The sequence below is a fragment of the Mesobacillus subterraneus genome (assembly GCF_020524355.2).
GTDB classification, from domain to species: Bacteria; Bacillota; Bacilli; order Bacillales; family Cytobacillaceae; genus Mesobacillus; species Mesobacillus subterraneus_C.
Genome location: NZ_CP129019.1, coordinates 1,012,136 through 1,033,168 on the forward strand (window position 1 = coordinate 1,012,136; position 21,033 = coordinate 1,033,168).

Annotated in this window: 19 protein-coding genes, 1 pseudogene and 1 other annotated feature; of the genes and pseudogenes, 19 read left to right on the forward strand and 1 reads right to left on the reverse strand. The window is 43.2% G+C overall.

The features are described 5' to 3' along the window. Nucleotides 1-38 precede the first annotated feature (38 nt). From dnaK to mtaB, 5 genes are all read left to right on the forward strand, one after another. Entirely contained in the window at nt 39-1,874 is a 1,836-nt protein-coding gene (gene dnaK / locus LC048_RS04995) for a molecular chaperone DnaK (RefSeq protein WP_226607034.1), read from the forward strand. Nucleotides 1,875-2,063: 189 nt separating this feature from the next. Continuing rightward, complete coding sequence (gene dnaJ / locus LC048_RS05000) at nt 2,064-3,191, forward strand: molecular chaperone DnaJ (RefSeq protein ID WP_306049597.1); 1,128 nt, start codon at nt 2,064-2,066, stop codon at nt 3,189-3,191. Between the two features lie 19 nt (nt 3,192-3,210). Beyond that, nucleotides 3,211-4,149 (forward strand): 50S ribosomal protein L11 methyltransferase, encoded by a 939-nt coding sequence (gene prmA / locus LC048_RS05005; protein ID WP_226607041.1) that lies wholly within the window; start codon nt 3,211-3,213, stop codon nt 4,147-4,149. Between the two features lie 137 nt (nt 4,150-4,286). Continuing rightward, nucleotides 4,287-5,036, forward strand: a complete 750-nt coding sequence (locus tag LC048_RS05010) for a 16S rRNA (uracil(1498)-N(3))-methyltransferase (RefSeq protein WP_226607042.1) — start codon at nt 4,287-4,289, stop codon at nt 5,034-5,036. 5 nt (nt 5,037-5,041) lie between these two features. Beyond that, a complete protein-coding gene (gene mtaB, locus LC048_RS05015) occupies nt 5,042-6,394 on the forward strand; it encodes a tRNA (N(6)-L-threonylcarbamoyladenosine(37)-C(2))-methylthiotransferase MtaB (RefSeq protein WP_226607045.1) in 1,353 nt (450 codons plus the stop codon). Between the two features lie 334 nt (nt 6,395-6,728). Here mtaB and LC048_RS05020 read toward each other — a convergent pair whose 3' ends face one another. After that, nucleotides 6,729-7,661, reverse strand: a complete 933-nt coding sequence (locus tag LC048_RS05020) for a Na/Pi symporter (RefSeq protein ID WP_226607049.1) — start codon at nt 7,659-7,661, stop codon at nt 6,729-6,731. Nucleotides 7,662-7,871: 210 nt separating this feature from the next. Here LC048_RS05020 and rpsU point away from each other — a divergent pair, with 210 nt between their 5' ends. The 14 genes and pseudogenes from rpsU to recO all read left to right on the forward strand — a co-directional run bounded on the left by rpsU (nt 7,872) and on the right by recO (nt 20,722). Beyond that, nucleotides 7,872-8,045: a 30S ribosomal protein S21 gene (gene rpsU / locus LC048_RS05025; RefSeq protein ID WP_015595024.1), complete on the forward strand. Its 174-nt coding sequence runs from the start codon at nt 7,872-7,874 to the stop codon at nt 8,043-8,045. 17 nt (nt 8,046-8,062) lie between these two features. Further along, entirely contained in the window at nt 8,063-8,509 is a 447-nt protein-coding gene (locus LC048_RS05030) for a GatB/YqeY domain-containing protein (RefSeq protein ID WP_226607051.1), read from the forward strand. A gap of 239 nt (nt 8,510-8,748) precedes the next feature. Next, nucleotides 8,749-10,041, forward strand: a complete 1,293-nt coding sequence (locus LC048_RS05035) for an NfeD family protein (protein ID WP_371932043.1) — start codon at nt 8,749-8,751, stop codon at nt 10,039-10,041. 154 nt (nt 10,042-10,195) lie between these two features. After that, nucleotides 10,196-11,191: a flotillin-like protein FloA gene (floA, locus tag LC048_RS05040; RefSeq protein WP_226607053.1), complete on the forward strand. Its 996-nt coding sequence runs from the start codon at nt 10,196-10,198 to the stop codon at nt 11,189-11,191. 34 nt (nt 11,192-11,225) lie between these two features. After that, nucleotides 11,226-11,792 (forward strand): hypothetical protein, encoded by a 567-nt coding sequence (locus tag LC048_RS05045; protein WP_226607055.1) that lies wholly within the window; start codon nt 11,226-11,228, stop codon nt 11,790-11,792. Nucleotides 11,793-11,905: 113 nt separating this feature from the next. Beyond that, entirely contained in the window at nt 11,906-12,190 is a 285-nt protein-coding gene (gene yqfC, locus LC048_RS05050) for a sporulation protein YqfC (RefSeq protein ID WP_226607057.1), read from the forward strand. Nucleotides 12,191-12,205: 15 nt separating this feature from the next. After that, nucleotides 12,206-13,444, forward strand: a complete 1,239-nt coding sequence (gene yqfD / locus LC048_RS05055) for a sporulation protein YqfD (RefSeq protein WP_226607060.1) — start codon at nt 12,206-12,208, stop codon at nt 13,442-13,444. After that, nucleotides 13,395-14,354 carry a PhoH family protein gene (locus LC048_RS05060; RefSeq protein WP_226607062.1) on the forward strand — a complete coding sequence of 320 codons (960 nt, stop codon included), beginning with the start codon at nt 13,395-13,397 and terminating at the stop codon, nt 14,352-14,354. Before yqfD ends, LC048_RS05060 begins: the two co-directional genes overlap by 50 nt. A 1,037-nt stretch (nt 14,355-15,391) precedes the next feature. Further along, nucleotides 15,392-17,575: an HD family phosphohydrolase gene (locus LC048_RS05065; RefSeq protein WP_306049617.1), complete on the forward strand. Its 2,184-nt coding sequence runs from the start codon at nt 15,392-15,394 to the stop codon at nt 17,573-17,575. Next, nucleotides 17,572-18,042 carry an rRNA maturation RNase YbeY gene (gene ybeY / locus LC048_RS05070; RefSeq protein WP_226607066.1) on the forward strand — a complete coding sequence of 157 codons (471 nt, stop codon included), beginning with the start codon at nt 17,572-17,574 and terminating at the stop codon, nt 18,040-18,042. The genes LC048_RS05065 and ybeY overlap by 4 nt, the downstream gene beginning before the upstream one ends. Beyond that, nucleotides 18,020-18,412: a diacylglycerol kinase family protein gene (locus LC048_RS05075; protein WP_371931998.1), complete on the forward strand. Its 393-nt coding sequence runs from the start codon at nt 18,020-18,022 to the stop codon at nt 18,410-18,412. Before ybeY ends, LC048_RS05075 begins: the two co-directional genes overlap by 23 nt. A 281-nt stretch (nt 18,413-18,693) precedes the next feature. Continuing rightward, nucleotides 18,694-19,624, forward strand: a pseudogene (era, locus tag LC048_RS05080) (GTPase Era). Nucleotides 19,625-19,794: 170 nt separating this feature from the next. Then, nucleotides 19,795-19,938, forward strand: a complete 144-nt coding sequence (locus LC048_RS05085; RefSeq protein ID WP_226607071.1) for a YqzL family protein — start codon at nt 19,795-19,797, stop codon at nt 19,936-19,938. A gap of 31 nt (nt 19,939-19,969) precedes the next feature. After that, a complete protein-coding gene (gene recO / locus LC048_RS05090; protein ID WP_226607073.1) occupies nt 19,970-20,722 on the forward strand; it encodes a DNA repair protein RecO in 753 nt (250 codons plus the stop codon). Nucleotides 20,723-20,830: 108 nt separating this feature from the next. After that, nucleotides 20,831-21,002: a binding site (T-box leader), on the forward strand. Nucleotides 21,003-21,033: the final 31 nt, after the last annotated feature.

Sequence of the window (21,033 nt, forward strand, 5' to 3'; positions counted from 1 at the left end):
AAAAGAACCTACATAAATGAACCAGGAGGTATTTGAAAATGAGTAAAATTATCGGTATTGACTTAGGAACAACTAACTCTTGTGTTTCCGTACTAGAAGGCGGCGAACCGAAAGTAATCCCAAATCCAGAAGGAAACAGAACAACTCCTTCTGTCATCGCATTCAAAAATGGCGAACGCCAAGTTGGTGAAGTGGCAAAACGCCAGGCAATCACTAACCCTAATACAATCATCTCTATCAAACGTCACATGGGAACAGACCATAAAGTTGAAGCGGAAGGAAAAGAATACTCGCCGCAAGAATTATCAGCAGTCATTCTTCAATACTTGAAGTCTTATGCTGAAGACTATCTTGGTGAGCCTGTAACAAAAGCGGTTATCACTGTTCCTGCTTACTTCAACGATGCAGAACGCCAGGCAACTAAGGATGCTGGAAGAATCGCAGGTCTTGAAGTTGAACGGATCATCAACGAACCTACAGCCGCAGCACTGGCTTACGGTCTTGATAAAATGGATGAAGACCAGACGATTCTTGTATATGACCTTGGCGGCGGTACTTTCGACGTTTCCATCCTTGAACTTGGTGATGGCGTATTCGAAGTTAAGTCTACTGCAGGTGACAACCGTCTTGGCGGTGACGACTTTGACCAGGTCATCATTGATTATTTAGTAGAACAATTCAAGAAAGAAAACGGCATCGACCTATCGAAAGACAAGATGGCTCTTCAGCGCTTAAAAGACGCTGCTGAAAAAGCTAAGAAAGATCTTTCTGGTGTAACTTCTACACAGATTTCCCTTCCTTTCATCACGGCTGGGGAAGCAGGGCCTCTGCACCTTGAAGTGAACATGACTCGCGCGAAATTTGATGAGCTTTCTGCTGGGTTGGTTGAACGCACAATGGGACCTACTCGCCAGGCACTAAAAGATGCTGGCTTAAGCCCATCCGAGCTTGATAAAGTAATCCTTGTCGGCGGATCTACACGTATCCCAGCTGTACAAGAAGCTATTAAAAAGGAAACTGGGAAAGAACCTCATAAAGGTGTAAATCCTGATGAAGTTGTAGCAATGGGCGCAGCGATCCAGGGCGGTGTTATCTCTGGGGATGTAAAGGATGTCGTTCTTCTTGACGTTACTCCGCTTTCACTTGGTATCGAAACAATGGGCGGCGTATTCACAAAGCTGATCGATCGCAATACAACAATCCCTACTTCAAAGTCACAGGTTTTCTCAACAGCTGCTGACAACCAGACTGCGGTTGATATTCACGTGCTTCAAGGTGAGCGTTCAATGGCTTCTGCCAATAAGACGCTCGGACGCTTCCAATTAACTGATATTCCTCCAGCACCACGCGGAGTACCTCAGGTTGAAGTAACATTCGATATCGATAAAAATGGTATCGTAAATGTGCGTGCGAAGGACCTTGGCACAAACAAAGAACAGCAAATCACAATCAAGTCATCTACTGGACTTTCTGATGATGAAATCGACCGCATGGTAAGAGAAGCGGAAGAGAACGCTGAAGCTGACAAAAAGCTTAAAGAAGAAGTCGAACTTCGCAACGAAGCTGACCAGCTAGTATTCACTGCTGAAAAGACTCTGAAGGACCTTGAAGGCAAGGTAGATGAAGAAGAAGTCAAGAAAGCGAACGAAGCAAAAGACGAGCTGAAGGCTGCAATTGAAAAGGGAGAAATTGAAGAAATCCGCACTAAGAAGGACGCTCTTCAAGAAATCGTTACAAACCTAAGCGTCAAGCTTTACGAAGAAGCTGCCAAGCAACAGCAGGCACAGCAAGGCGCAGAAGGACAAGAAGGTTCTGCAAAAGACGACAATGTCGTAGACGCAGAGTTCGAAGAAGTAAACGACGATAAAAAATAATTTCTTATAGCAACCAAAAAGTCAAAGTCAGGTCATACTTGGCTTTGGCTTTTTGATTTTATGAGGGGTAACGGACTGGGTCCAATACAGAAACAAAATAAACGCATATCGAGATATTTTAAATATTGCGTATGGATGTACGGGAATGTTAGAATTATCTTTATGTGAAAAGATTCGGGAGTGGTAATCATGAGTAAACGGGATTACTATGAAGTCCTCGGAGTCAGTAATTCGGCTTCGAAGGATGAAATAAAGAAGGCTTACCGTAAGCTTTCTAAACAATTCCATCCGGACATCAACAAAGAGCCGGGAGCAGATGAAAAGTTCAAAGAAGTAAAAGAAGCATACGAGGTCCTTAGTGACGATCAGAAGCGTGCCCAATATGACCAGTTTGACCATGTCGACCCTAACCAGGGATTTGGCGGCGGCGGGGATTTTGGCGGCGGTTTTGGCGGATTCGAAGACATCTTCAATTCCTTCTTCGGCGGAGGAGGCGGCAGACGCCGTGATCCTAATGCGCCAAGACAGGGTGCAGATCTTCAGTACACAATGACATTAAAGTTCGAGGAAGCTGTATTTGGCAAGGAAACAGATATCGAGATTCCTCGTGAAGAAGAATGCGACACTTGTGATGGAACTGGTGCTAAACCGGGTACTAAAGTCGATACATGTAAACACTGTCATGGCAGCGGTCAGATGAGTGTTGAACAAAACACGCCATTTGGACGTATTGTTAATCGCCGGGTGTGTCATTACTGTAACGGAACAGGTAAGGAAATCAAAGAAAAATGTACAACGTGTTCAGGTACCGGTAAGGTTACTAGAAGAAACAAGATTCATGTTAAAATCCCGGCTGGTGTCGATGATGACCAGCAGTTGAGAGTAGCAGGAAAAGGGGAAGCCGGAATCAATGGCGGACCTTCAGGAGATCTTTATATTGTCTTCCATATAAGGTCGCATGAATTCTTTGAACGTGATGGCGATGATATTTATTGTGAAATGCCAATCACATTTGTCCAGGCAAGCCTTGGGGATGAAGTTGAAGTCCCTACACTGCATGGCAAAGTAAAATTGAAAGTTCCTGCTGGTACACAGACGGGTACTAAATTCCGCCTGAAGGGCAAAGGTGTCCCGAATGTCCGCGGATATGGTACTGGAGACCAGCATGTCTTGGTTAAAATCATAACTCCGACAAAGCTGTCTGAAAAACAAAAGCAGCTGCTCCGTGACTTTGCCGAAGTAAGCGGACAGTCCCCTCTTGGAGAGCAGGAGGAAAGCTTTTTTTCAAAAGTAAAACGTGCCTTTAAAGGTGATTAATCGAATGGAGCTGGTATAAATGAAGTGGTCTGAAATCAGCATTTTAACTACAAATGAAGCGGTTGAGCCGATTTCCAATATCCTGCATGAAGCAGGTGCAAGCGGAGTTGTTATCGAAGATCCGCTGGAGCTTGAAAAGGAGAGAGAGGACCAGTTCGGAGAAATATACCAGCTTAATCCAGACGATTATCCGGAAGAAGGAGTCATTGTAAAAGCGTACCTCCCTGTAAATAGTTTCTTGGGTGAGACAGTAGATGAAATAAAAGAAGCAATCAATAACTTGATTATCTACAATATTGATATCGGGTTGAATAAAGTTTCAATCAGTGAAGTGAACGAAGAAGAATGGGCAACTGCCTGGAAGAAATACTATAATCCTGTGAAAATTTCCGAGAAATTCACGATCGTGCCAACCTGGGAGGATTACACTCCAGTCACCACGGATGAATTGATCATTGAGCTTGACCCTGGTATGGCATTCGGAACAGGGACCCACCCGACAACGGTAATGTGTATCCAGGCGCTGGAAAGAACAGTCCAGCCTGGTGACCGCGTCGTGGATGTTGGAACTGGTTCAGGTGTTCTCAGTATTGCAGCGGCAAAGCTGGGTGCTGAAAAAGTAGAAGCGATGGATTTGGATGATGTAGCTGTACAGGTTGCGAAACTTAACCTCAAGCTGAACAAAGTCCACGATGTTGCAACTATTTCACAAAACAATCTTCTGGATGGTGTAGCAGAAGGAGCGGATATTGTAGTAGCAAATATTCTTGCAGAAGTAATTCTCCGCTTTGCTGACGATGCCGGCAAGATCGTGAAACAAGGTGGATATTTCATCACATCTGGAATCATTCAGCAGAAGAAAGAAGTCGTTAAGGATGCAATGATCAATGCAGGTTTTGAAATAGAAGAGATCATTTCTATGGAAGACTGGGTTGCGATCATCTCTAAAAAGAAATAATGTGGAAAAAAGGGGAAAAGCATAACCCCTTTTTTCTGTCTTTTTTAATCATTTGTCTTAAATCTGAGAAATGTCTAGCTCCAGCGCTTGTCGGGGATGACCAAGGCGCTTGCGCTTTTCAGAAAGCAGGTGCTGTGGTGCAGCGTTATTTTATTGATGAACAAGAGAATATGGAACAATTCAATATTACCGGTGATGATCATCATCACATTGTCCGTGTTATGAGGATGAAGGCTGGGGACGAAATCATCTGCGTCACGCCTAAGGGCAAAAGCGCGGTTTGCCAGATTGCAGAAATTACCGCTGAAATTGTTGAGGCACACGTTGTAAAATGGGAGGAAGGGACCACGGAGCTTCCGGTCCATGTCGTGATTGCGAGCGGTCTGCCCAAAGGGGATAAGCTCGAATTGATTATCCAGAAGGGTACTGAACTCGGTGCCTATGAATTTGTCCCTTTTACCGCATCCCGCTCAATCGTTAAATGGGACGGCAAAAAAGCTGCCAAAAAGGTTGAACGCTGGCAGAAGATTGCCAAGGAAGCTGCGGAGCAGTCCCATCGCAGCTATGTTCCAGAAGTGAAAGAACCGGTCAGTCTTAAAGAACTGATCAAAGCTAGCGGTGAGTATACTTATAAGCTTGTTGCATATGAGGAAGAAGCAAGGGAGGGAGAAGCTTCGGTCCTTTCTTCTACTCTCGGTAAATTGGGGAAAGGCGACAGCCTCCTAATTGTATTTGGTCCCGAGGGAGGGCTGACCTCGGAAGAAGTTGACCTTTTAAATAAGAATGGATTTTTAGGTTGTGGTCTCGGGCCGCGCATCTTGCGTACAGAAACAGCACCGCTATATGCCTTGTCTGCTGTTTCCTATCATTTTGAATTATTGGGGTGAAGATAATGCCTACAGTTGCTTTTCATACATTAGGTTGTAAGGTTAACCATTACGAAACAGAAGCCATTTGGCAGTTATTTAAGGAACAAGGATACGAACGGGTAGAGTTTGAATCTACTTCAGATGTTTATGTCATCAACACATGTACGGTAACGAATACAGGGGACAAGAAAAGCCGCCAGGTCATCCGCCGTGCTGTACGTAAGAATCCGGACGCGGTTATTTGTGTTACCGGCTGTTACGCACAAACGTCGCCAGCGGAAATCATGGCGATTCCTGGCGTTGATATCGTTGTCGGAACGCAGGACCGCGTGAAAATGCTTGAGTATATCGAACAGTACAAGCAAGAGCGCCAGCCAATCAATGCTGTTGGCAATATCATGAAGAACCGTGTATATGAAGAGCTTGACGTACCTGCATTTACGGACCGTACTAGGGCTTCATTGAAAATCCAGGAAGGCTGCAATAACTTTTGTACTTTCTGTATCATCCCTTGGGCACGTGGCTTGATGAGATCCCGTGATCCACAGGAGGTCATTCGCCAGGCTCAGCAGCTTGTTGATGCTGGCTACAAAGAAATTGTTCTTACCGGTATCCATACAGGCGGCTACGGTGAAGACATGAAAGACTACAACCTTGCTTCCCTGCTTAAAGATCTTGAGGCACAAGTTAAAGGTATAAAGCGCCTGCGCATTTCTTCTATTGAAGCTAGCCAGATCACGGACGAAGTAATAGAGGTAATTGATCAATCCAATATCATCGTGCGTCACCTGCACATCCCGCTTCAATCAGGTTCTGACACAGTCCTGAAGCGCATGCGCCGCAAATACACGATGGAATTTTTCGGTGAACGTCTTGACCGCCTTAAGGAAGTATTGCCAGGTCTTGCGGTTACTTCTGATATAATTGTTGGTTTCCCTGGTGAAACGGAAGAAGAGTTCATGGAAACTTATAGTTTTATTAAGAAGCACCAATTCTCAGAGCTGCATGTCTTCCCTTATTCAAAACGGACAGGCACTCCTGCTGCGAGAATGGAAGACCAGGTTGATGAAGAAGTGAAGAACGAACGCGTTCACAGATTGATTGAGCTTTCCAACCAGCTTGCAAAGGAATATGCTTCCCAGTTTGAAAATGAAGTGCTTGAAGTGATTCCTGAAGAAATCTACAAGGAACAATCAGATAGCGGACTATATGTAGGTTATACAGACAACTACTTGAAGGTTGTTTTCCCTGCTAATGAAGAGATGGTTGGAAAAATTGTGAAGGTCAAGATTGCCAAAGCAGGCTATCCTTTCAATGAAGGTCAGTTTGTCCGTGTATTGGAAGATGAAATTTTAGCTGAACAAGCTGTTATGTAGTTCAATGTGAAAGAGCTGGCAAAGTGCCAGCTCTTTTTTGAAATCAAAGGACGGATTCAGGTATTTAAACGACCATTTTTAAGTATTTCGGCAATATTTTCGATAAATCAGGGAAAATATATCGACCAAGTTATAGACCAAAACCGACCAGATTTTTAATATTTAGACCACAATTTAGAGATATTTAGACCACACGTTTAAATATATCGACCACATATAGAGATATATCGACCACATTTTAAACTATTTCGACTACACTTTTAAATATATCAACTACACTTTAAGCTAATTCACCCACATCTACTGTTTATTAGTCGAAGTGGTATTCCTGCCGCTAAATACGTTTTTCTTTCCCGTGAATGAATTCAATCATCTTTCCGAACTGATCCGCGACTGGAAGAATGAGCAAAGAAGCAATTATATTGTAAACGACACTGACATGCGCCAGCTGAACTTCTGGTCTTGCGGCTGTCATCGGAGCCAATGCAGCTATTTGCTCGATGAAAGGGTAGAAGAATACCGCTCCTGCGATATTAAGCCATACGTGGGCAAATGCTGTGAGCCTGGCTTCTTTGCCTGCACCAATAGATGCCAGCATCGCAGTAATGCAAGTTCCTATGTTTGCACCAAGCATCGCAGAAATTGCTGTATCCATGCTTAATGTTCCTTCTGATAAAAAGCCCATGATGATTCCTGTCATGGCGGTGCTAGATTGAATCATAGCAGTCACAATGGTACCTGTGAAAATGCTGATTAAATGACTGTTATTCAGGTTGGTAAGTGCTAGCTCTACAAATGGCAGGCTGGTCAGTGGTTCGGCAAGGAAGGTGAAGCCTCGCATCGCAGCAAAAACAGCAGCCATCCCAAAAGAAATCGCACCGATGTTTTGCCATGTTTTATTACGGTATACCATTAAAATGGCACCAATAATAGCAAATGGGACGATAAAAGCGTCGATATTGAAAGTAATGATTTCAAGAGTGAAGGTTGTTCCTATATTTGATCCAAGAATTATTCCGATTGATTGTGAGAATCTCAGAAGGCCTGCCGATATCAATCCGATCGTAATCACCATGACAGCCGAACTGCTGTGCAAAAGTGCGGTCACTATCGCTCCCGCAACCAACCCTTTAAGTGGAGTATCTGTCATGACGGACAGCCAGTTTTTCATTCTGGTGGCGGAAAGCTCGAACAAGCCTTTACGAAGCAATGCCATGCCGCCGATGAAAACAGCGAGAAATAATAGGAAAAATAGTAGATAGACCATTGGACTTCCCCTCCCATTTAAATGTATGAAAAGGAGGGCTGGACATGCTAACAAAATTTGTTTCCTGTATGATATCCTGTAAAAATACATAATGTAAAAACAAGGGCTAAATACAGTTGACCTCATGCCAGTGTTATATTATAATTGCAAGGTACATGGTTTCCATGTGTTTTGGTGTTAGTGTGTTGTGCTCGGAGGGAGGGAAAGAGAATGTCTAAAACTGTCGTTCGTAAAAACGAATCGCTTGAAGATGCTCTTCGACGCTTCAAACGTACTGTATCTAAATCAGGTACTATCCAAGAAGCTAGAAAGCGCGAATTCTACGAAAAACCTAGTGTAAAGCGTAAGAAAAAGTCTGAAGCTGCTAGAAAACGCAAGTTCTAAGAGAGGGTGGAATCAAATTGAGTCTGCTCGAGCGTTTAAATAATGATATGAAACAAGCGATGAAGAACAAAGAAAAGGACAGACTCACGACAATTCGGATGGTCAAAGCATCCCTGCAAAACGAAGCTATCAAATTCGGCAAGCAGGAATTATCCGAAGAAGAAGAGTTAACTGTACTTTCTCGTGAAGTGAAGCAACGCAAAGATTCCCTCCAGGAATTTGAAAAAGCAGGTCGTCAAGACCTTGTTGAAAAGATACAAACAGAATTAAAGCATGTCGAAATTTACATGCCACAGCAGCTTAGCGAAGAAGAAGTGACGGCAATCGTCAAAGAAGCTATCGCAGAGACCGGTGCGGCATCTAAAGCCGATATGGGTAGAGTAATGGCTGTCATTATGCCTAAAGTAAAAGGTAAAGCAGACGGATCTCTCGTTAATAAACTTGTACAACAACACCTTTCATAAAAAGCTCGAAGGCCGCAGGATATTCTTGTGGCCTTTTTAGCGTATAATAAAAGTGTCTTCACATAGTACTTTGTGTTTCATTGAAATTAAATACATAATTTTTACACTTTCAGAAGAATTCTTTTTGAAATCTGTAAAAAATCAATGAAACCTTTTGTTGTGCGAATGCGTATTACCACTATGACCTTATTTTATAGAATGGAGGTGCCGAATTGAAAATCAAATCAGTGATTGCGAGCATCATCATCCTCTTGTCACTGGCCAGTCTGATCAATCCGTTCTCTGCAAATGCAGATGAAAAGGTTGTCTACGTGGTGCCGATTGCAGAAACAGTCGAAAAGGGCTTGCTTGCCTTCCTGGAAAGAGCGGTGGAGGAGGCTGAAGAGGCTGGAGCAGAAGCAATCATTTTTGATGTGCATACACCTGGTGGAGTCGTTGATGCCGCTGACGGGATTGGAAAACTTTTGACAGGTACTGACTTGAAAACAGTTGCCTTTGTCAATAAAAAAGCGCTATCCGCGGGTGCCTATATTTCTTTGAATACAGATGAGATATACATGGTTCCTGGAGCTACCATGGGATCGGCTGCGATCATAGACCAGCAGGGCAACACTGCGGGAAAGAAAGCAGAGTCTTACTGGTTTGCTGCCATGAATGCGGCAGCGGTCGAGAGTGGCAGGGATCCGATTTATGCCCAGGCGATGGCTGATGAGAGCATTGATCTTCCTGAATTAGGGGCTGGCAAGGGTGAACTGCTGACTCTTACGGCAGATCAGGCCCTTGAAGTGGGCTATTCAGAAGGAACAGTAAAAAACCTCAATGAGGTATTGGAAATGCTCGGTTTGGAGAATGCTGAAATCACGAATGTGAATGAAACTTTCGCTGAAAAGCTGGCGAGATTCATAACGCATCCAGTCGTGATCCCGATTTTAATGACGATCGGAAGCTTAGGGTTGGTGCTTGAACTGTATTCGCCAGGATTCGGACTGCCAGGAATTGCAGGCTTGTCATCTTTGCTCCTATTCTTCTATGGTCATATGGTTGCAGGTCTGGCAGGTTTTGAAACGCTGATTTTGTTCGCGCTTGGGGTTGGGCTCATATTGCTTGAGTTATTCATTCCAGGAGGCATAGCTGGGGCAATTGGTTTACTAGCTATCTTTGCAAGCTTTTTTATGGCATCTGATAATGTGGTGCATATGGGGATTTCGTTACTGATCGCCTTGACTGCGTCCATCGTGTTATCTATTTTAATGATAAGGGTGTTTGGAAAAAAGATGAAATTTTTCAGAAGAATCATTTTAACAGATTCAACAAGCACTGAAAAGGGTTATGTATCCAATAAAAACCGTCTTGAACTGATTGGCGTAGAAGGGATTACATTGACTCCGCTCAGACCTTCAGGCACAATCGTTGTTGAAGATGAACGTATTGATGCAGTCAGTGAGGGTGGATTTATTGCAAAGGGCAAGAAAGTTAGAATTGTAAAAACGGAAGGCTCGAGAATTGTGGTTAGAGAAATGACAGAGATCTAATTTGTTCTTTCATTGGTATTGTTTAATGAGCTATTCTAGCCGTGACAAATCGATGAGACAGCAAGTGAAGATAAAACCTGTGGTCTTTGAGTTTATTTGGTAAAATAAAGAAGAGTCAAAGAACAGGGAATAATATTTTTAGGAGGCAGTTCATATGGATGCAAGTACAGCATTTGTTTTAGTAGCAATTGCACTTGGGATCATTTTCCTTGGTGTTTTGCTGACATTCGTACCGGTAATGCTATGGATTTCAGCATTAGCGGCAGGTGTCAGGGTCAGCATTTTTACGCTGATTGGTATGAGGTTAAGAAGGGTTATCCCGAGCAGAGTCATCAACCCGATGATCAAAGCGCACAAAGCAGGTTTGAGTGTAACGACAAACCAGCTTGAAAGCCATTATCTTGCGGGCGGTAATGTTGACAGGGTCGTAAATGCCCTTATTGCTGCACACCGTGCGAATATTGAGCTTTCATTTGAAAGAGCGGCAGCGATTGACCTTGCTGGCCGTGATGTATTAGAAGCTGTGCAAATGAGTGTAAATCCGAAGGTAATTGAAACGCCATTCATCGCTGGTGTGGCTATGGATGGAATCGAAGTAAAAGCTAAGGCGAGAATCACGGTAAGAGCAAACATCGACAGACTTGTCGGTGGTGCTGGTGAAGAAACAATCGTTGCCCGTGTAGGTGAGGGTATTGTATCGACAATCGGTTCTTCTGGTAACCATAAAAAAGTGTTGGAAAATCCAGATATGATTTCGCAAACAGTCCTTTCAAAAGGTCTGGATGCGGGTACAGCGTTCGAGATCTTATCGATTGATATCGCGGACGTTGATATCGGCAAGAACATCGGTGCCGAGCTCCAGACAGAGCAGGCGGAAGCCGATAAGAAGATTGCCCAGGCGAAAGCTGAAGAGCGTCGTGCTATGGCCGTAGCTCAAGAACAGGAAATGAAAGCGCGCGTCGAGGAAATGAGAGCGAAGGTCGTCGAGGCTGAAGCGACTGTTCCATTAGCAATGGCGGAAGCGCTGCGTGAAGGCAATATCGGTGTGATGGATTATATGAATATCCAGAATATCGAAGCGGACACAGACATGAGAGGATCCATTGGCAAACTTTCAAACAATAAAAAAGATGACAAAAATAATAACTGATGCGAGAACCCGTTAAAAGAAAGGGGGGCTCCTCATGGAACTTTTATTTGTTTTATTTAGTAATCCGGTAGCCCTGTTTATTCTGATCGGGGTCATCTCCAGTCTTTTTAATAAAAAGAAGCAGGACGGCCAGCAGCCACAGCGCCGTCCTGTCAGGCCGCCCGGTCCGATGCAACAGCCTGGACCAGCGAGGCAGCCTCGTCCTGCTCCTGCCCGGAGACAGCCGGCAGAGGCCAAGGTTGAGCCTCGGGCGGAAATCGAAAAAGATTTTGAGCCCCGTTATGAAACGAGCAGAGACACACAGCGAAGCCGGGAATCAGAAAAACAAGTTCTGCGTGAAACTGGTGTTGAAATCGTAAATGACCTCCAGACGGTATATCTGGAAAGAAAGCTTCAGTCTGAAGAGCAGATGAACAAACAGAGATCAAGCAACGGACGCATGTCTGGTGAAGGATCGGGACGATTGCAGCAGAAAAGAGAAGAAAAAGAAACAGAAGTTGTCTTCCAGCCAGACAGGGACACCCTGGTAGAAGGATTGATTTGGTCTGAAGTCCTTGGCAAACCGAGGGCCAAAAGACCGTACAATCCGCTTCGAAGGTAGTAGGGATAGTAATTCGCACTAGTTTTGGAAGAATGCCTATCCATAAAGTTAAAAATGGTGCTAGAACCTCCTTTTTTCTCATACATATGAGATGAAAGGGGGTTCTTTTTTTTATGGCAAAAAAATGGAGCCAGTATGTACGCAAATGGATGACACAAAAAATGGATCTTCCTCAAGATGTCATGATGGATCTCCCTAGAATCACGATGATTGGGCATGTCCATATTTATATAGAGAATCACAGGGGGCTGCTAACTTTTTCTGATGGAGAAGTGCGATTGATGATTAAAGGCGGCCAGCTTCTCGTTAAGGGAAAAGCATTTGTGATTAAAACAATACTGCCTGAAGAAATCTTGCTTGAAGGAAAAATAGATCAGGTGATTTATATAAATGAGTGATTGAGGGGGAGACGAATGAAAAACCAATGGATTCACACCTTTTCTGGCACAGTCAAAGTGAAATTGACCGGAAAGGGTATAGAAAGATTTTTAAATCAGTTGACACGGAGTGGTGTTTCAATATGGAATGTTAAAAAACATGGATCCGAGGCTGTCACCTTTTATGTTAATCTTCAGGATGTAAAAAAGCTGAGAATTCCAGCAAGGAACAGCCATTGCAAAATCAGGTTTTTAGAGAGGGTGGGCGGCCCTTTCTTATTGAGGAAATTATGGACAAACAGTGGATTTTTAGCGGGAGCATTTTTATTTTTAGGTTTGATGATTCTTCTTTCTAACATGGTTTGGGGCATAGAGATAAAAGGGGCGAGCCCGGCAACGGAACACCAGATTCGCAAAGAATTGGACAGGATGGGGATCGGCTTCGGGAAAATGCAATTTTCTATAGATAGTGTGGAGAGTATACAGAGGGAACTGACAGATAAAGTAGGAGCCCTGACATGGATAGGTGTGGAACTGAAAGGGACGACCTATCATTTTCAGGCTGTGGAAAAGAGTGAGCCGGAAAAAGCAGAAGTAATTGGGCCTAGGAACCTGGTAGCAAAAAGGAAAGCAGCCATCGTCAAAATTTTTGTGGAAAAAGGGGAGCCGGTTGTTGAGGTGAATGATTATGTAATGCCAGGCCAGCTTCTCGTTTCTGGTCTATATGGAAAAGAAGATGACCTGAAAGTTGTGGCGGCTGAAGGTGAAATCCTTGGCGAGACATGGTATTCCACGAAGGTGGAGTTGCCTTTGAAGAGTACGTTCCAAGTATATAATGGGAATGAGAAAAAGAAATTTTCCCTCGTGATCGGCGGTAAAGCCCTGCCTGTCTGGGGATTTGGAAAACCAGAATTCAGCGAATATGAAATAGAAGTATCTGAACAGCCGATAAAGCTTTTGAAATGGGAACTTCCCATAAAGGTTGAAAAAAAGACGATCAGGGAGCGGGAACAGGTAACACGCATCTATACAAAGAAGGAAGCGGTTGAAAGTGCAAAAGAATTAGCGAGGAAGAATATAAAAAACTATCTTCCTGAAAATGCTATCATTAAAGGGGAAAAAATTTTACATCAGTCAATTGAGAATGATAAAGTAAATCTAACCACACATTTTACAATCATTGAAGATATAGCAGAAGGACAACCAATTATCAAGGAGACTGAGAATGACAGAAGACTTAAAAACGATGGAAATACAACTAGCGAACCCCACTGAAGCCATTTCATTATTCGGCAATGCAGATATGAACCTTAAGCTGATTGAACAGGAGCTTGGTGTCTCGATCGTGACCCGGGGAGAGGCAGTAGGAATCTCAGGACCGGAGGACAAGGTTGAGTTAGCTCAGGCTGTTTTGGACAATCTGCTTGCTGTTATCAGGAAAGGAATCAGCATTAGCCAGAGAGAAGCTATTTACGCGATCCAAATGGCTGAAAAGGGAACCTTGGAATATTTCAAGGATTTATACGATGAAGAAATCAGCAAAAACGTAAAGGGTAAATCGATCAGGGTCAAGACGCTCGGACAAAGACACTATGTTAACGCTATTAAAAGCCGCGATCTTGTTTTTGGAATTGGGCCTGCTGGTACTGGTAAAACGTATCTTGCGGTCGTTATGGCAGTCATGGCACTTAAGAATGGCACTGTATCCAAAATTATCTTAACAAGGCCAGCCGTAGAGGCTGGAGAAAGCCTTGGCTTCCTTCCAGGAGACTTGAAGGAGAAGGTAGACCCTTATCTCCGCCCGTTATACGATGCCCTGCACGATATCCTTGGTACAGAACATACATTGCGTCTGATAGAAAGAGGGACGATTGAAATTGCACCTCTTGCCTATATGCGCGGGAGGACTCTCGATGATGCATTTGTGATCCTGGACGAGGCGCAGAATACGACTCAGGCACAGATGAAGATGTTTCTGACTCGCCTGGGATTTGGATCTAAAATGATCATTACTGGAGATACTTCCCAGATTGATTTGCCAAAGGGTGCAAAATCTGGGCTGGTTGAGGCTGATAGAATCTTAAACGGTGTATCTGGAATCTCCTTTGTGCACCTCGAACAAGCTGATGTAGTGCGACACCCACTTGTTGGTCGCATCATTGAAGCATATGGCAAAAATGAATAAACACCTTAGTCCGCTCTTGGCAACCAAGAGCGGATTTTTGCTTCCGAAGGTGTATGAAGGAAAAAAGGGAGATAATCATCTTTTCCCCCTCCCTCCGCTTTCCCGCAGTTAGGTCTAATTTTAAATAGAGATGAAAGTTTAGAGAAAAACTGATATGATGGTACATAAAGTCAGGTGTATTTCCCAGTTATTCTCAAACTGACTCCATTGTATTTAATATTTACATAAAATCTAGATACACTTTAAGTAGAGTCTAGCCCCAGCGCCTAGCCAATTTTCATCATCGAAAGTGCTTCCTCGAGTATCTTGGGATAAGCGTCAGCTTTGAGCAGCTCGAGACGTTTGTCTAGCTGCGGCTCCTAACTCCTCGAGACGCTTCGGTCCTGCCAATGAAGTCAAAGAGCGACTTCACTGTCAAGCCCTCCAGCGCTTGTCGGAGTTGGGCAGTCGCCTCCGCTTTTCAAATTCGGTCCTGCCAATGAAGTCAAAGAACGACTTCATTGGCAGGTCCTCCAGCGCTTGTCGGGCCTGAACGAGGCGCTTACGCTTTTCGTTTTCTAAAAGTATAAACTTTTAAACTTAGATTCGTGTCTAGCTTCAGCGTCTAGCCCCTCGAGTCGCTTCGGTCCTGCCAATGAAGTCAAAGAACGACTTCACTGACAGGTCCTCCAGCGCTTGTCGGGCCTGAACGAGGCGCTTACGCTTTTCGTTTTCTAAAAGTATAAACTTTTAAACTTAGATTCGTGTCTAGCTTCAGCGCCTAGCCCCTCGAGTCGCTTCGGTCCTGCCAATGAAGTCAAAGAACGACTTCATTGGCAGGTCCTCCAGCGCTTGTCGGGCCTGAACGAGGCGCTTACGCTTTTCGTTTTCTAAAAGTATAAACTTTTAAACTTAGATTCGTGTCTAGCTTCAGCGCCTAGCCCCTCGAGTCGCTTCGGTCCTGCCAATGAAGTCAAAGAACGACTTCACTGACAGGTCCTCCAGCGCTTGTCGGGCCTGAACGAGGCGCTTACGCTTTTCAAATAGGAGGGTTGTTAATGAATAAGCTGCAGGTCCGATTAACTTCCATTTTGAACTTGCTGAATATAAAAATCTTTCGCATTTTGTTATTTTTGCTGATTGGTGTCGTGATGTATTCGGCGATGTACAGCAATGTTAAGCCTGAAAAGCTTAAGTTGGAGCAGTTCTCTGTGGCTGAGCAAACCATCCGGTCACCTATTACGATTGAGGATAAAGAAAGTACAGATGCAAACTACAGGAAAGCGGTCGAATTAGTAAAGGATGTTTACAGAGTCAAGAGTGAATATGCACAGAACAGGGTTGATTTGGTCACTTCGATTTTTGGTTCGGTTTCAGAAGTGAATGACGAGGTGAAGGAAGAGCTTGACCAAAAGAAAAAAGCAGCCGAAGACGCAGATGGGGAAGATGCACCTGCACCTGAAGAGCCAACAATTGAGGAAAAACTGGCTAAGCTGAAAATGAAATTGACTGAGAATGAAACAAAAGCTCTTTCTGATGAAGTGTTCATTGCTTTGCTTCAATCTTCGAAGGAAGAACTGCTGGTTGCCAAAGACCTGACTGTTACAGCTATCAACAATACGATGAAACGCAGTGTTCCTGCAGATGAAGTAGAGAATGCAAAACTTAACGTAGAGGAAGAATTAAAGTATACCAGTTTAAGCAGCAGTTTAAAGAAAGCTGTTATCGAACTCGGCCGGTATGCGGTCGTCCAAAATGAGTTCTACGACCCTGAAGCTACTGAGGAGTTGCGCCAGCAGGCTATGGAAAATGTGGAACCTGTTAGGATCCTTGAGGGACAAATTCTGGTGGATGAGGGTCAGTTGATCAGCCGGGACGTCTATAAAAAACTCAAGCTGGTCGGTTTGTTGGAAAGTGAAAATTCTTTTAAACCTTTTATCGGGCTGGCTATGCTCGTAGCGTTAGTACTATTTGCGCTGTTTGTCGTTTTCAACGAGATGGAAAACCCTGATAAAAAACAGAAGAACCTTTTGATATTCAGTATTATTTTTATTACTTCTATATTGTTGATGAAGATGGTCAGTCTTTTTGACGAATTTGAATACTCGGAAATTGGCTATATTTTCCCTGCAGCAATGGGGGCGATGTTGATCAAGATTTTAATCAATGAACGACTGGCTCTGTTTCAGATGGCAATCCTTGCAATCTGCGGGACGATCATCTTTAATGAAGGCATTACAGGCACATTGAATGTCACCATAGGTATTTACATTTTAATCAGCGGTCTGGCGGCAATTTTGTTCTTACAGAAACAGAGCAGACGATCAAAGATTTTACAAGCGGGTCTGAGTGTGTCGGTCGTTAACCTGATTGTTATCCTTTCGATTCTGTTTTTAAGAAACAGTCAATATTCGGGTCTTGAATACGGGTTTTATTTTATCGCAGCGTTCGTTTCAGGGACCGTTTCAGCAGTATTGACGATTGGTTTGCTGCCGTTTTTTGAAGCAGGGTTTGGCATTCTTTCAACTTTAAGGCTGATTGAGCTTTCCAATCCAAACCACCCGCTTTTAAGAAAGATACTTACGGAAGCTCCTGGCACTTATCACCATAGTGTCATGGTGGCTAATTTATCTGAAGCGGCATGTGAGGCAATCGGGGCTAACGACCTTCTTGCCAGGGTCGGATGTTATTATCATGACATTGGGAAGACGAAGCGTCCGCAATTCTTTATTGAAAATCAGATTAACATGGATAATCCTCATGATAAATTGCCGGCGTTGACAAGTAAAAATATCATCATCGCCCATGCGACTGACGGAGCGGAGATGCTTCGAAAGCATCGGATGCCAAAAGAAATCATTGATATAGCAGAACAGCACCATGGAACTACGCTGCTAAAATTCTTTTACCATAAAGAAGTGCAAAGCGGGCATGAGGTTAAGGAGGAGGATTTCCGCTATCCTGGACCAAAGCCGCAAACGAAAGAGTCTGCGGTCATTGGGATTGCGGATAGTGTGGAAGCTGCTGTGCGTTCGATGGCGCACCCGACTCATGAACAAATTGAAAATTTGGTACACAATATAATTGGGGATCGGCTTCAGGATGGCCAGCTAAGTGAGTGCGATATTACGCTGAAAGAGCTGGACACCGTCGCTGATACACTTTGTGAAACCTTAAAGGGAATATTTCACTCAAGAATAGAATATCCAGAAATGAATAAGCAGAAGGTGAAGCAGGCATGAGTTTAGAAATCGATTTTTTGGATGAAATAAATGAACTAACACAGGAAGAAATAATTAAAATAGAAAATTTGTTGAACTATACAGCAGATAAAGAGAATGTCCAGGACGGGAGCGAACTATCCGTTACCTTTGTATCGAATGAAAGGATCCAAGAGATAAACCGTGAATATCGGGACAAGGATCGCCCGACAGACGTCATTTCTTTCGCACTGGAGGAAATGGGTGAAGGGGAGCTTGAAATAATTGGTGCTGATATACCGAGGGTGTTAGGCGATATTATCATTTCCATTCCAAGGGCAAGGGAACAGGCTGAAGAATATAACCATTCCTTCATGAGGGAACTTGGTTTCCTTGCGGTACATGGTCTTTTGCATTTATTAGGCTATGACCATATGAACGAACAGGATGAAAAGCAAATGTTTGACAGGCAAAAAGAAATTCTGGATGGGTTTGGTCTTGGCCGCTGATAAACAGAGGAAGCATCCATTGGCTTCCTCTTTCAAATTTGGTTTCGAGGGAATCATTGCAGCTGCAGCAAAGGAACGAAATGTGCAAATCCATCTGGCTATTTCTGTTATCGTCATTTTAGCCGGGTTTATTTTTTCGATTAACAAATACGAATGGATGGCCATTATCCTATCCATTGGCGGAATGCTTTCGCTGGAAATGATGAATACGGCAATTGAAAGAACCGTTGATATGTACACGAAAGAATACCACCCGCTTGCAAAGGAGGCAAAAGATATCGCTGCAGGTGCCGTCCTGGTATTTGCGATTGCCAGTGTCATGATTGGACTAATCATTTTCCTGCCAAGAATAGTTGCATGGTTTAATTAGTTGTCCATATAGAGGGCAACTTTTTTTGTAATTGGTTCATTAGTTTTTTATCCATGACGAGCGGGGTTGAAGATTGTTTTACCATCAAAAGCACTGCAATATCCCACCTCATGTTTGTACCAATTTGAAAACAGGGGAAAACTCCAGTAAAATATCATCACAGTGTATAAACAGTGCTTGTATGTTTTTAGAAAATTTAAAATTTTATATTTCATTTTTGCTACAAACGATGAAATCACACTGAAAATAAGTTAAAATAAAGTGGAGAAGGGAAATACAGTATGAACTTTAATAATCAAGGCAATAACAATGAATCTCACAAATCAGGCTTCATTTCAATCATTGGCAGACCTAATGTAGGAAAGTCGACCTTTCTTAACAGGGTAATTGGGCAAAAGATTGCGATTATGAGTGATAAGCCGCAAACGACCCGTAATAAGGTTCAGGGTGTCCTTACACTTGATGATTCACAGCTGATCTTCATCGACACTCCTGGAATCCATAAACCAAAGCACAGGCTTGGCGATTTCATGATGAAGGTTGCACAAAATACTTTAAAAGAAGTCGATCTCGTATTGTTTATGGTCAATGCCCAGGAAGGATATGGCCGCGGGGAAGAATTTATTATTGAGAAACTTCAAAATGTTAAAACGCCAGTTTTCCTTGTCATCAATAAAATTGATTTAATCCATCCTGATGAGTTGTTTAAATTAATCGATTCCTACAATGAAAAGTTCAATTTCGCTGAAATTGTGCCGATATCTGCTCTTGAAGGAAACAATATTGAGAAGCTTCTGGAGCAAATCAAGGAGAAAATGCCAGAAGGGCCCGCAATTTTATCCCGCTGACCAGGTAACAGACCATCCAGAGCGTTTCATTGTTTCTGAACTGATCAGGGAAAAAGCGCTGCACTTGACGAGAGAAGAAATTCCTCATTCGCTTGCAGTTGTAATTGAAAAGATGGAACGTCAGCCTGAAAAAGAAATGGTGCATGTCATGGCTACGATCATTGTCGAGAGGGATTCCCAAAAGGGCATCATCATTGGCAAGCAGGGCGGTATGCTGAAGGAAATTGGCAAAAGGGCGCGTCATGATATCGAGAATCTGCTCGGTACTAAAGTATTTCTGGAATTATGGGTAAAGGTTCAGAAGGATTGGAGAAACAAAGCCACACAGCTTCGTGATTATGGTTTCAGGGAAGATGAGTATTAATCCTGTTTGCAAAATGCTCCCTCATTAACATATTAATGGGTTGCAAACATTATTCATAAATAGGATTAACAATTTTTATGTAACATGAAAATCTGATTGACAGGCTATGATATTCATAAGGATTTGGGATAAATAAATTGCTAGTGAAAAATTGAAAGGTGGGGTTTTCGATGTTGGATTTTACCTGGAAGGTGTTCTCTCACACAGGTAACATTGACACATATCTTCTCTTTAAGGAATTAGAGAAAGACGATCAAGAAATACCCGGTTATCAGGAGGAAGAACTAGCAGAAATTGATTTTCCAATCTCATAGGTTTGTCTGTAGTAATGGATGGTGACAGCTGATGCTGCAGAAATGTGAAGGCATTGTCATTAGAACGACGAATTATGGTGAAAACAACAAAATTGTTACCTTATATACCAGGGAATTCGGAAAAGTTGGTGTGATGGCAAGAGGTGCTAAAAAGCCTAATAGCAGGCTTGCTGCTGTCACCCAGCTTTTTACTTATGGATATTTCCTTTTCCAGGCAAGTTCTGGACTCGGCGGACTTCAACAGGGAGATATGATATCTTCGATGCGGTCGATCAGGGAGGATATCTTCCTTACAGCCCATGCCAGCTACATTGTCGATTTGACAGATAAAGTGACAGAGGACAAGAAGTCCAACCCTTTCTTGTTCGAATTGCTTCTCCAGACCCTAAACTATATGAATGAAGGTTACGATATGGAGATTCTCACTTTTATTTATGAAATGAAAATGCTGAATGTCCAGGGACTTTACCCTGTTTTGGACAAGTGTGCAAACTGTGGCAATACAGAGGGGGATTTCAACTTTTCGATCAGAGAGGGAGGACTGCTCTGCCATCGATGCTTCAGGATGGATCCATACAGGATCAAAACTTCGTCAGGCACGGTGAGGCTGCTGCGCCTATTTTATTTGCTCGACCTAAGCCGTCTTGGTAATATATCGGTGAAGCCAGAAACAAAAGCAGAGCTAAAAAAAGTGATTTCCGCTTATTATGATGAGTACTCAGGACTTTATCTGAAAACAAGGAAATTCCTTGACCAAATGGATTCATTCAGGGACAAACTGTAGCTATTGACATCGCGTCTTCTTTTCGCTATTATTCAATTCAAAAGCTAGTAGCAATCAACCTATATGATTAAAGAAATCGTTTCGCTGTATCGGTTGATAAAAATTACATATGTTGCTGTGAAGGAAAAGAGTACTTAATCCCTCTGTAAAAGCGAGTCCGGGTATGGTGTGAGCCGGATTGCAGTATTTAAGGAAGGCGTTCCGGAGCGACATCACTTTTAAAGAGGCTGCTTTTTTGCAGCAAGTAGGGTGGAACCGCGGGTAAACTCTCGTCCCTATGCATGAAAAGATGCATAGGGGGCGGGAGTTTT

What these genes read in the sequence shown, in the direction of transcription:
- dnaJ (WP_306049597.1), top strand. Translation starts at nt 2,064, where the DNA reads ATGAGTAAACGGGATTACTATGAAGTCCTCGGAGTCAGTAATTCGGCT.
- mtaB (WP_226607045.1), top strand. Translation starts at nt 5,042, where the DNA reads ATGCCTACAGTTGCTTTTCATACATTAGGTTGTAAGGTTAACCATTAC.
- LC048_RS05065 (WP_306049617.1), top strand. Translation starts at nt 15,392, where the DNA reads ATGAATAAGCTGCAGGTCCGATTAACTTCCATTTTGAACTTGCTGAAT.
- floA (WP_226607053.1), top strand. Translation starts at nt 10,196, where the DNA reads ATGGATGCAAGTACAGCATTTGTTTTAGTAGCAATTGCACTTGGGATC.
- recO (WP_226607073.1), top strand. Translation starts at nt 19,970, where the DNA reads ATGCTGCAGAAATGTGAAGGCATTGTCATTAGAACGACGAATTATGGT.
- yqfC (WP_226607057.1), top strand. Translation starts at nt 11,906, where the DNA reads ATGGCAAAAAAATGGAGCCAGTATGTACGCAAATGGATGACACAAAAA.
- LC048_RS05085 (WP_226607071.1), top strand. Translation starts at nt 19,795, where the DNA reads ATGTTGGATTTTACCTGGAAGGTGTTCTCTCACACAGGTAACATTGAC.
- LC048_RS05075 (WP_371931998.1), top strand. Translation starts at nt 18,020, where the DNA reads ATGGGTTTGGTCTTGGCCGCTGATAAACAGAGGAAGCATCCATTGGCT.
- LC048_RS05045 (WP_226607055.1), top strand. Translation starts at nt 11,226, where the DNA reads ATGGAACTTTTATTTGTTTTATTTAGTAATCCGGTAGCCCTGTTTATT.
- dnaK (WP_226607034.1), top strand. Translation starts at nt 39, where the DNA reads ATGAGTAAAATTATCGGTATTGACTTAGGAACAACTAACTCTTGTGTT.
- LC048_RS05060 (WP_226607062.1), top strand. Translation starts at nt 13,395, where the DNA reads ATGACAGAAGACTTAAAAACGATGGAAATACAACTAGCGAACCCCACT.
- rpsU (WP_015595024.1), top strand. Translation starts at nt 7,872, where the DNA reads ATGTCTAAAACTGTCGTTCGTAAAAACGAATCGCTTGAAGATGCTCTT.
- prmA (WP_226607041.1), top strand. Translation starts at nt 3,211, where the DNA reads ATGAAGTGGTCTGAAATCAGCATTTTAACTACAAATGAAGCGGTTGAG.
- LC048_RS05020 (WP_226607049.1), bottom strand. Translation starts at nt 7,661, where the DNA reads ATGGTCTATCTACTATTTTTCCTATTATTTCTCGCTGTTTTCATCGGC.
- yqfD (WP_226607060.1), top strand. Translation starts at nt 12,206, where the DNA reads ATGAAAAACCAATGGATTCACACCTTTTCTGGCACAGTCAAAGTGAAA.
- ybeY (WP_226607066.1), top strand. Translation starts at nt 17,572, where the DNA reads ATGAGTTTAGAAATCGATTTTTTGGATGAAATAAATGAACTAACACAG.